The sequence below is a fragment of the Clostridium sp. ATCC BAA-442 genome (assembly GCF_964239415.1).
GTDB classification, from domain to species: domain Bacteria; phylum Bacillota; class Clostridia; order Oscillospirales; family Oscillospiraceae; genus Flavonifractor; species Flavonifractor plautii.
On sequence record NZ_CAXSQB010000029.1, the window covers coordinates 29,772 to 40,693 of the forward strand.

Genomic DNA, 10,922 nt, shown 5'->3' on the forward strand with positions numbered 1-10,922 from the left:
CCCCCCCCCCCCCCCCCCCCCCCCCCCCCCACGGCGTTTTAGAATGGAAATTATATGGAAAGGGAAAAAACGCAAAATCAGAGCTTGACCACCCAGCCGAAGGGATCGGGCCGGGTACCCCACTGGATGCCGGTGAGGGTGTCGTACAGGCGCTGGGCCAGGGGGCCGATCTTGCCGCCGTTGACCACCACGTGCCGGTCCTCCCAGCCCATCTCGCCGATGGGGGAGATGACGGCGGCGGTGCCGGTGCCCCAGGCCTCTTTCAGCGTGCCGTCGGCCCCGGCGTCAAAGAGCTCCTGGGCGGTGATCAGCCGCTCCTCCACCTTCAGCCCCCAGGACTTCAGCAGCTCCAGGCAGGACTTGCGGGTGATGCCGGGCAGAACCGAGCCGGTGAGCTCCGGGGTGAGCACGGTATCGCCCACCTGGAACATGACGTTCATGGAGCCCACTTCCTCAATATACTTCCGGTGAACGCCGTCTAGCCAGAGCACCTGGGCGTAGCCGTTCTGCTCCGCCCGCTCCCCGGCGCGGATGGAGGCGGCGTAGTTGCCGCCGCACTTGGTGTAGCCGGTGCCGCCCTTGACGGCGCGGACGTCCTCGTTCTCCACATAGATCTTCACCGGGTTGATTCCCTCGGCGTAGTATGCGCCCACCGGGCAGGTGATGATGCAGAACAGGTAGTCGTGGGCGGCGTGCACGCCCAGGGAGGGAGTGGTGGCGATGATGAAGGGGCGGATATACAGGGAGGTGCCCGGTTTGGAGGGCACCCAGCCGGTCTCCAGGCGCACGAGCTGCTCAATGGCGGCCAGGGCGTCCTCCTCCGGCAGGGGGGGGATGCACATGCGCTCACAGGAGGAGTTGATGCGCCGGACGTTCTCCATGGGGCGGAAGAGCTGCACCCCGCCGTCGGGGCCGCGGTAGGCCTTCAGGCCCTCAAAGACCTCCTGGGCATAGTGGAGCACCATGGCGGAGGGCTCCAGGGCGAGGGGGCCGTAGGGCACGATGCGCCCGTCGTGCCAGCCCTGGCCGGCGGTGTAGTCCATGATAAACATATGGTCGGTAAAGGTCTTGCCGAAGACCAGCGTGTCGGGATCGGGCTTCGGCCTGAGCACCGCGGCGCGCTGCACGGGATATTCCTTCATGGGAATGCCTCCTCGATCGTTCATTTGTTTTCCAAAAGTATGGCAGTACAGGGGAAAAAAGAATGTAAAGCATGATACAATACCCGGAATATTCTATCACAAGGCAAGAACCAGGGCAAGCGGGCTTGTTTTTGGGGCGGCCCTTTGATATAATAATATCTCTTATTATGTGTGTTCTGCACCGAACGACCTGCTTGGGAGGTGTCTCAATGCGGAAAAACAAGCTGACCAATCTGCTGGAGCCCAGCCTGCGGCTCTACTTTGTGTTCCTGCTCCTCTTCGCCGCGGTGTCGGCCCTGTTCAGCGTGGCGGTGGCGGTGATCGAGGCGGCGGTGGTGGCGGTGCTCTACCTCTACTTCCGGCGCAGCAACGCCCAGAGGCAGAAGGAGATCATCAAATACATCGAGAGCGTCACCTGCAACATGGATACGGCTACCAAGGATACCATGGTCAACGCCCCGCTGCCCATGGTGATCTTCCGGCCGGAGAACGACGAGGTCATCTGGTCCAACGACCGCTTTCTCCAGCTCACCGGCGAGCGGGAGCACCTGTTCGACACCAAAATCACCGCGGCGGTGCCTGACTTCTCCTCCCGCTGGCTCATGGAGGGGAAAACCGAGTGCCCCACCGAGGTGCGCCTCGGGGAGCGGCGCTTCCTGGTCTTCGGCCACCTGGTCCGCACCGAGGATCAGGGCGGGCGGGGCTACCTGGCCACCACCTACTGGGTGGACGTCACCGACTTCGCCCAGGTGCGGGACATCTACTATTCCACCCGGCCGGTGGTGGGGATTCTCACCGTGGACAACTATGAGGAGCTGATGAAGGGGGCCACCGATTCCGCCCGCTCCGCTATGCGCAGCGGCATCGACGAGCGGCTGGCCCAGTGGGTGGCCCCGGCCCAGGGGCTGTTCTGCCGGTACGAGCGGGACCGCTACCTCTTTGTCTTTGAGGAGCGGTTCCTGGCCCAGTTCCAGGAGGGCAAGTTCTCCATCCTGGAGACGGTGCGGGAGGTGGTCAGCCCCTCGGGCATCCAGGCCACCCTGTCCATCGGTGTCGGCAAGGACGCCGACACCCTGGCCGAGCTGTTCCAGTACGCGGCCCTGTCGGTGGAGATGGCCCTGAGCCGGGGCGGCGACCAGGTGGTGGTCAAGAACAAGTTCAACTTCGAGTTCTACGGCGGCCGCACCAAGGAGCTGGAGAAGCGCACCAAGGTTAAGAGCCGGGTCATGGCCAATGCCCTGGGCGAGCTGATGGCCGACGCCTCCCGGGTGTTTGTCATGGGCCACAAGTACCCCGACATGGACTGCATCGGCGCCGCCGCCGGCGTGTGCGCCATGGCCCGGAAGAAGGGCGCGCCGGTGCACATCATCAAGGAGGCCGGGCAGAACCCGGCCAGCGAGATGTCCGAGCGGCTGGGGGGGCTGGGCGAGTACAAGGACGTGTTCCTCTCCCAGCAGGACGCCATCCTGCTGGCCGACGCCAACTGCCTGCTGGTGGTGGTGGACACCAACCGGCCCGAGCAGGTGGTGAGCCAGGATCTGCTGGAGGCGGTGCACAAGGTGGCGGTGATCGACCACCACCGCCGGGCCTCCTCCTATATCGCTGACGCGGCCCTCAATTTCCACGAGCCCTACGCCTCCTCCGCCAGCGAGCTGGTCACCGAGCTGCTCCAGTACCTGCTGGAGCCCGCCGACCTGCTCAAGACCGAGGCGGAGGCCCTGCTGGCCGGCATGGTGCTGGACACCAAGCAGTTTACCATGCGTACCGGCAGCCGCACCTTTGAGGCCGCCGCCTTTCTCCGCCGCTCGGGTGCGGACACCGGCGACGTCAAGAAGCTGTTCCAGAACGACCTGGAGGGCACTATCGCCAAGTACGACATTATTCAGAACGCCAAAATGTACCATGAGGGCATTGCCGTAGCCAAGGTGGACCACACCGTGGGCCGCATCACCGCCGCCCAGGCCGCCGACGAGCTGCTCAACATCTCGGGCATCGACACCTCCTTCGTCCTCTTCCCCGACCAGGAGGGCCGGGTGATCCTCTCCGCCCGCAGCATGGGGGACGTGAACGTGCAGGTGGTGCTGGAGAAGCTGGGCGGCGGCGGCAACGCCGCCACCGCCGGCGCCCAGGTGCCCGGCAAGACGGTGGACGAGGTCAACGATATGCTCCTCCAGGCCATTGACGCGTATCTGGAGGAGGAGTGACGGGGCATCGCCCTCCCCGCCGGCGGGTGTGGGAATATTACCTCCCTTATTTATTATTAGTGAGTTTTGAGATTTGGAAAGGAAGTTATCCCAATGAAAGTGATTTTGCAGCAGGACGTGAAGGGCCAGGGCAAGAAGGGCCAGATGATCGAGGCCAGCGACGGCTACGCCCGCAATTTTCTCCTGCCCCGGAAGCTGGCGGTGCCCGCCACGGCGGAGAACGTCAACACCATGAAGATGCAGGAGAAGGCCAAAAAGGCCCAGGAGGCCGCCGAGAAGGCGGAGGCCGAGGCCACCGCCGCCAAGCTCAAGGAGCTGACCGTGAAGGTGGTGGCCAAGGGCGGCAACGGCGGGCGGCTGTTCGGCGCGGTGACCAGCAAGGAGATCGCCGACGCCCTCCAGGCCCAGCACGGCATTGCCATTCCCAAGACCAAGATCGTCCAGGACGAGCCCATCAAGGCCTTCGGCGGCTATGAGCTGAAGGTCAAGCTGGGGTACGAGGTCACCGGCACCCTCAAGGTGGTCGTGGCCGAGGCCTGAACCGGGAACGGGAGGGCAAAGAGGCCGTCCCTGTATACGCTCAGCCGGTCTGCCCTGGGTAGGGGCGGCCTTTATGGCCCCCCGCGGGCGCTCACAGGGGTCGCCCCTGCGGCGTTTGTGTTTTATCCCGCCCGCATTTTACGCTCCCGGAGGTGAGGAACATGCCAAGTGAAGAGGAGCTTTTGACCCGGCAGATGCCCCACAGCACCGAGGCCGAACAGTCCGTGCTCGGCTCCATGCTCATTGACGCCCGCTGCGTGCCCGAGGTGATCGAGGCCCTCCGGCCGGAGGACTTCTATCTGCGCACCAACCGGGAGATCTATGAGACCATCTACTCCATGTTCAACTTCTCCCTCACCATCGACCCGGTGACGGTGCTGGAGCACATGAAGCAGAACGGGGTGTATGACGAGAACACCTCCCGCAATTACGTCCTCCAGCTCATGGAGATCACCCCCACGGCGGCCAACGTGAAGGAGTACGTGGCCATCGTCAAGGACAAGGCCCTGCTGCGGCGCATCGCCGAGACGGCGGGAGAGCTGACTGCCATGGTGCAGGAGGGCACCGGCACCGCCCAGGAGGTGCTGGAGGCGGCGGAGCAGCGCATCTACGCCATCCGCCAGGGCCGGTCCGCCCAGGGTCTGGCCCACATCTCCAGCGTCATCCTCAATGTGTACGAGCGGCTCAACGAGCTGGCCGCCAGCGACTCGGCGGTACCCGGCCTGTCCACCGGCCTGCCCGACGTGGATATGGCCATCTCGGGGCTGAACAAGTCCGATCTGGTCCTCCTGGCCGCCCGCCCCGGCATGGGCAAGACCTCCTTCGCCCTGAACATGCTCCTCCACGCGGGCAAGTTCTCCGGCAAGACGGTGGTCTTCTTCTCCCTGGAGATGAGCCGGGAGCAGCTGGCCATGCGCCTCATCTCCGGCGAGAGCTTTGTGGACAACAAAAAGCTGGTCACAGGCAAGCTGGGGGAGGAGGACTGGACCAAGATCGCCGCCGCCTCGGCGGCCCTCAACCAGACGCAGATTTTAATCGACGACAACCCCTCCCTCTCCGTGGCCGATATGAACGCCAAGTGCCGCCGGGTGGATAATCTGGGGCTGGTGGTCATAGACTACCTCCAGCTCATGACCTCCGCCGGCGGGCCCACCCGCAGCGGCGACAACCGCCAGCAGATCGTCTCCGACATCTCCCGCGCCCTGAAGATCATGGCCAAGGAGCTGAACGTGCCGGTGGTGTGCCTGTCCCAGCTCTCCCGTGGCCCGGAGAGCCGCTCCGACAAGCGGCCCATGCTCTCCGACCTGCGTGAGTCGGGCGCCATCGAGCAGGACGCCGACATCGTCATGTTCCTCTACCGGGACGACTACTACAACGACAGCGACGAGAACCACAACCTGGCCGAGTGCATCATCGCCAAGAACCGCCACGGCGAGACCCGCACCGTGGAGCTCCAGTGGCTGCCCGAGTACACCACCTTCTCGTCCATCGACCGGAGGCACAGCGAATATTGACGCGGAATGGGGCGATGTAGGCATCGCCCCCTACGTAGGGGCGGATGCCCACATCCGCCCGCCGCAAAGGAGACTTTATGCTGGAAACCATCAAAGCCCTGACAACCGAATACGACATGCTCCCCCGGGGGGGCACGGTGCTGTGCGCCGTGTCCGGCGGTGCGGATTCCATGTGCCTGCTTCACCTGCTCCACACCTGGGCCGGAGAGGGGGGCTTCCGGGTGGCGGCCGCCCACTACAACCACAACCTGCGCGGGGCCGAATCCGACCGGGACGCCGCCTTTGTGGCGGAGTGGTGCGCCGGGCAGGACATCCCCTGCGTCATTGGTGCGGGCGACGTGGCCCATGAGGCCAGGGCCCGGGGCCTGGGGGTGGAGGAGACCGCCCGCCAGATGCGCTATGAATTCCTGCGGGGGGCGGCGGACGCCATGGGCTGTGGACGCATCGCCACCGCCCATAGCGCCGACGACAACCTGGAGACCCTGCTGCTCCACCTGGTGCGGGGGGCGGGGCTTCATGGCCTGGCGGGTATCCCGCCCCGGCGGGGAGTGGTGGTGCGCCCCCTGCTCACCACCTCCCGGGCGGAGATTGTGGCCTACCTGGAGGCCAACGGCGTGGCCCACGTGGAGGACAGCAGCAACACCGACGAGGGCTACGCCCGCAACCGCATCCGCCGCCAGGTGGTGCCGGTGCTGCGTCAGCTCAATCCCCGCCTCACTGAGAGCGCGGCGGAGACCATGGGCTACCTGCGCACCGACAACGACTATCTGAACGCCCAGGCCGCCGCAGCCTGTCAGAACGCCCGGTGGGCGGAGGACGACCTGGTGATCGAGGCCAGGTACATCGCCCAGCTCCCGGCGGCTATCGCCCCCCGTGCGGTGCGCCGCCTGCTGGAGATGATGGGGGACGGCAGCACTAACTGCTCCGCCGCCCACCTCAAGGCGGTGGTGGAGCTGGCCCGGGGAGACGACCCCTCCGCCGTGGTGTTCCTGCCCGGCGGACGGCTGGCTCAGCGGGTATACAGGGAGCTGCTGCTCACCACCCAGTCCGCCCCCCTGCCCCCCTTTCTGCCCACGCCTCTGGCCCTGGACGGTGAGACCGAGGTGGAGGGCACGCCCTGGCGGGTGCGCTGCCGCCCGGTACGCTGCCCGGACGAGAGCGAGCGGAAGCCCGGGGCCCTGTATCTGGCCCAGGGGGCGCTGGAGGGTCCCCTGGTGCTCCGCCCCCGGCAGACGGGAGACGCGGTTACACTGCCCGGGCGGGGTGGAACCAAGACGCTGAAAAAGCTGTTTATTGACGAAAAGGTGCCCCGCCGGGAGCGGGAGCGGATTCCGGTTCTGGCCGACGGTCGGGGCGTGGCCGCGGTGGCGGGCTTCGGGCCTGAGCAGAGCCGGACGGCCGTCCCTGGACAGGCGGCCTATGAGCTGTTATTCTGGAAGAAAGAGTGAGGGAGAGGTATGGAACACATGCTGGACAAGGACGTGGAGCGGGTGCTCTTTTCCGAGGAGGAGCTGCACCGGCGGGTGGCGGAGATCGCCGCCGAGATCGACCGGGACTACGCAGGGAGGGAGCCCCTGCTGGTCAGCGTATTGCGGGGCTCCTTCGTGTTTATGGCGGATCTGGTACGCCAGATCCACCTGCCCTGCACCGTGGACTTCATGGCGGTGTCCTCCTATGGGGCGGGCACGGCCAGCTCCGGGCAGGTCAGGATCATCAAGGATCTCAGCGAGCACATCGAGGGCCGCGACGTGATCGTGGTGGAGGACATTCTGGACAGCGGCAACACCCTGAGCTATCTGCTCCAGCTCCTCCAGGCCCGCAGCCCCGCCTCCGTGCGGCTGTGCACCCTGCTGGATAAGCCCTCCCGCCGCACCAAGGAGGTGGAGCTGCACTACTCCGGCTTTACCATCCCCGACTACTTTGTGGTGGGCTACGGGCTGGACTATGCGGAAAAATACCGCAACCTGCCCTACATAGGCATTCTTAAGCCCTGTGTGTACGGAGGAGAGGAATAACGGGCGCCTGAGGCGCCCAATCTGCCCGGAAAGGACGTGTCCGCAGTTTGAAACGAAACGGAAGCCTGCGCGATGTGGGCTTTTACCTGCTCATCGCCGTGGTTCTGCTGATGACCATCTTTGCCCTCCGGGGCGGGATGGGGAATCAGGAGAAGGTCACCTATGCCCAGGTGCGCCAGCTGCTGGAGCAGCAGATGGTGAGCCGGGTCTCCCTGGAGGACAATACCGTGACCCTGTACCTGAAGGAGCCCCAGGGCGGCCAGAGTGTGCTCACCTATCAGATCGGCAACCCGGACTGGTTCTACCAGGACTTTAACGACCTCATTGTGGAACAGAAGCGGCAGGGGATCATCACCGACTACGACTATCCCCAGGGTTGGGTGCCTCCCTACTGGATGAGCTTTATCCCGTGGATCGTCATCCTGGTGGTGTTCGGCCTGCTGTGGTACTTCATGTTCCTGCGCCAGGCCGGGGCCGGCGGGGGCGGAGGAGGCGGCGGCGGTGTGGATCGCACCGCCCGCTTCGGCCGCGCCCGCACCCGCACCGGCGCCGACGAGCAGAAGAAGGTCACCTTTGAGGACGTGGCCGGCGCCGAGGAGGAGAAGGGGGAGCTCCAGGAGATTGTGGAGTTCCTCCGGGACCCCAAGCGGTTTCTGGAGCTGGGGGCCCGCATCCCCAAGGGCGTGCTGCTGGTAGGCCCGCCGGGCACCGGCAAGACCCTGCTGGCCAAGGCCGTGGCCGGCGAGGCGGGGGTTCACTTCCTCTCCATCTCCGGCTCCGACTTTGTGGAGCTCTACGTGGGCGTGGGCGCCTCCCGCGTCCGCGACCTGTTTGACCAGGCCAAGAAGAACGCCCCCGCCATCGTCTTTATCGACGAGATCGACGCCGTGGGCCGCCAGCGCGGCGCCGGCCTGGGCGGCGGCCACGACGAGCGGGAGCAGACCCTCAACCAGCTCCTGGTGGAGATGGACGGCTTCGGCAACAATGAGGGCGTGGTGGTCATGGCGGCCACCAACCGGCAGGACATCCTGGACCCCGCCCTCCTGCGCCCCGGCCGCTTCGACCGGCAGGTATACGTGGGACACCCCGACATCAAGGGCCGGGAGGCCATCCTGAAGGTCCATGCCCGCAACAAGCCCCTGGGGGACGACGTGTCCCTGGCGGAGCTGGCCAAGGGCACCGGCGGTTTCACCGGCGCCGATCTGGAGAACCTGATGAACGAGGCCGCCCTCCTGGCCGCCCGCAGACACCACCGCTTCATCAGCATGGCCGAGCTCAACGAGGCGGTGATCAAGGTGATCGCCGGGCCGGAGAAGAAGAGCCGGGTGGTCATCGAGCGGGAGCGGAAGCTCACCGCCTACCACGAGGCGGGCCACGCCATTGTCATCCACGACCTGCCCACCCAGGACCCGGTGCATGAGATCACCATCATCCCCCGGGGCATGGCCGGCGGCATGACCATCTCCCTGCCCCAGGAGGACGTGACCTTCCAGACCAGGCAGCAGCTCACCGAGCGCATCGCCGTCTGCCTGGGCGGCCGGGCCGCCGAGCAGTTGGCTTTGGGGGACATCTCCACCGGCGCGGGCAACGACCTGCAAAAGGCCAGCGCCATCGCCCGCAACATGGTCACCCGCTACGGCATGAGCGGGAAGGTGGGCAATGTGGTCTTCGACTCCGGCCACGACGAGGTATTCATCGGCCGCTCCATGGCCCAGACCAAGAACTACTCCGAGGAGGTGGCTGCCCTCATCGATGAGGAGGTGAAGGCCCTGGTGGACGGGGCCTACGCCCGCTGCGGGGAGATCCTCACCCATCGCCGGAGGGAGCTGGACATCGTGGCGGAGTATCTGCTCCAGTACGAGAACATGGACGCCAAGACCTTCGAGCAGGTCTTTACCGACCCGGCGGCGCTCCAGCCCCCGGCGGCCTATCAGGCTGTGGAGGCCGAGGCGGAGCAGGACGCCCGCGAGGAGGAGGAGCATGGCGCAGATTGAGTGCGTGCTGGGCGACATCACCCGGATTGAGGTCGATGCCATTGTCAACGCCGCCAACCGTACCCTGCTGGGGGGCGGCGGTGTGGACGGAGCCATCCACCGGGCGGCCGGCCCGGAGCTGTTGGCCGAGTGCCGTACCCTCCACGGCTGTGAGACCGGGCAGGCTAAGATTACAAAGGGTTATAAATTGCCCGCAAAATACGTGATTCACACCCCCGGCCCCATCTGGAAGGGGGGCGGCCACGGAGAGGCGGAGCTCCTGGCCTCCTGCTACCGGAGCAGCCTGACCCTGGCCGTGGAGCACGGCTGCCGGACGGTGGCCTTTCCCGCCATCTCCGCCGGGGTGTACGGCTACCCGCTGGCGGAGGCGGCCGCCATCGCGGTGAATACAGTGCGTGATTTTGCGGCGCAGGATAACACATTGGAGACCGTCACCTTTGTCTGCTTTCTGCCCGAGGTCAAGGCGGCCTTCGACCAGGCCCTCCGCGAACCATAAACCAGCCCCCCGGCGCCGGCCGGGGGGCTTTTTGTCCGGCCGACCGGGCAGATCCCGCGGGGGCGGAGGCAAAACGTAAGAAAACCGTAAAAGACGGCGGAGCAAAACCCTGCTATAATAGAGATAAATTTGTGGAAAGGAGGGGGAAGCATGCCCGTAGAGACTCCGGTACGCCGCCGGCGGCGGGTGAGGCACCGGCCCCGGCTGATTCCGTGTCTGCTGGCCCTGGTGGCGGTGCTGCTGGTCATCAAGTGGATCGACCCCTTCGCCCCCAGGGAGCGCCCCCTGCCGGAGACGCCGGACTGGATCACGGTGGAGCTGCTCCCCCTCAACGAGTTCTCCCGGCCTGGCACGCCTCTGGAGGAGGTCAACGGCATCGTCATCCACTACGTGGGCAACCCGGGTACCACGGCGGCGCAGAACCACAGCTTTTTCACCAACCTGGCCCAGACGGGGGAGACCTACGCCTCCAGCCACTTCCTGGTGGGGCTGGACGGAGAGGTGCTCCAGAACGTCCCGCTCAACGAGGTGGCCTACTGCTCCAACCAGCGCAACGACGACACGATCTCCATCGAGTGCTGCCACCCGGACGACAGCGGGGAATTCACCTCTGCCACCTATGAGTCCCTGGTGCGTCTCACCCGCTGGCTCATGGAGGAGTACGGCCTCGACACCAGCCAGGTGATCCGCCACTATGATGTGACGGGGAAGCTCTGCCCCAAAGCCTTTGTGGAGCACCCGGAGGAGTGGGAGCGGTTCTTGCGGGCCCTGGAGGAATAGTCCTGTTTATTGGACGGCGTATTTCTTATACTGTACTCACAACGAGACAGAAAGGAGCGCTGACCAATGAATTACGAGATTCGCTATGTACGCGGGCATGTGGAGGTTTACGACCAGATGGGCCGCTTCCGGTTCTCCGCCGACTCCGAGTGGGAGGCGCTGGAGGAGCTGGAGCAGGACTCCGCCGCATAGAGACAAAACAACAGGCGGGGGGGGGGGGGGGGGGGGGGGGGGGGG

10 protein-coding genes are annotated in these 10,922 nt (G+C 65.6%); 9 read left to right on the forward strand and 1 reads right to left on the reverse strand.

From position 1 onward, the window contains the following. Window positions 1-77: 77 nt before the first annotated feature. The gene (locus ACESY8_RS12680) at window positions 78-1,142 is read right to left on the reverse strand and encodes a branched-chain amino acid aminotransferase (RefSeq protein WP_054339417.1); all 1,065 of its coding nucleotides are present in this window, start codon (window positions 1,140-1,142) and stop codon (window positions 78-80) included. A 209-nt stretch (window positions 1,143-1,351) separates the two neighbouring features. Here ACESY8_RS12680 and ACESY8_RS12685 point away from each other — a divergent pair, with 209 nt between their 5' ends. From ACESY8_RS12685 to ACESY8_RS12725, 9 genes are all read left to right on the forward strand, one after another. Further along, window positions 1,352-3,346, forward strand: coding sequence for a DHH family phosphoesterase (locus tag ACESY8_RS12685; RefSeq protein WP_498794762.1), 1,995 nt, complete (start codon window positions 1,352-1,354; stop codon window positions 3,344-3,346). Between the two features lie 93 nt (window positions 3,347-3,439). Then, window positions 3,440-3,886 carry a 50S ribosomal protein L9 gene (gene rplI / locus ACESY8_RS12690; RefSeq protein ID WP_007488943.1) on the forward strand — a complete coding sequence of 149 codons (447 nt, stop codon included), beginning with the start codon at window positions 3,440-3,442 and terminating at the stop codon, window positions 3,884-3,886. Between the two features lie 161 nt (window positions 3,887-4,047). Continuing rightward, window positions 4,048-5,400, forward strand: coding sequence for a replicative DNA helicase (gene dnaB, locus ACESY8_RS12695; RefSeq protein ID WP_434307814.1), 1,353 nt, complete (start codon window positions 4,048-4,050; stop codon window positions 5,398-5,400). A gap of 77 nt (window positions 5,401-5,477) precedes the next feature. Then, window positions 5,478-6,848, forward strand: coding sequence for a tRNA lysidine(34) synthetase TilS (gene tilS / locus ACESY8_RS12700; protein ID WP_054339418.1), 1,371 nt, complete (start codon window positions 5,478-5,480; stop codon window positions 6,846-6,848). A gap of 9 nt (window positions 6,849-6,857) precedes the next feature. Further along, a complete protein-coding gene (gene hpt / locus ACESY8_RS12705) occupies window positions 6,858-7,415 on the forward strand; it encodes a hypoxanthine phosphoribosyltransferase (protein ID WP_007488939.1) in 558 nt (185 codons plus the stop codon). A gap of 47 nt (window positions 7,416-7,462) precedes the next feature. After that, window positions 7,463-9,409, forward strand: coding sequence for an ATP-dependent zinc metalloprotease FtsH (ftsH, locus tag ACESY8_RS12710; protein WP_140402445.1), 1,947 nt, complete (start codon window positions 7,463-7,465; stop codon window positions 9,407-9,409). Further along, on the forward strand, window positions 9,396-9,905 hold the full coding sequence (locus ACESY8_RS12715; RefSeq protein WP_007488935.1) for an O-acetyl-ADP-ribose deacetylase: 510 nt from the start codon (window positions 9,396-9,398) through the stop codon (window positions 9,903-9,905). The genes ftsH and ACESY8_RS12715 overlap by 14 nt, the downstream gene beginning before the upstream one ends. Before the next feature lie 150 nt (window positions 9,906-10,055). Beyond that, window positions 10,056-10,685: a peptidoglycan recognition protein family protein gene (locus ACESY8_RS12720; RefSeq protein ID WP_021630099.1), complete on the forward strand. Its 630-nt coding sequence runs from the start codon at window positions 10,056-10,058 to the stop codon at window positions 10,683-10,685. 66 nt (window positions 10,686-10,751) lie between these two features. Continuing rightward, window positions 10,752-10,877, forward strand: coding sequence for a hypothetical protein (locus tag ACESY8_RS12725; RefSeq protein ID WP_007488932.1), 126 nt, complete (start codon window positions 10,752-10,754; stop codon window positions 10,875-10,877). Window positions 10,878-10,922: the final 45 nt, after the last annotated feature.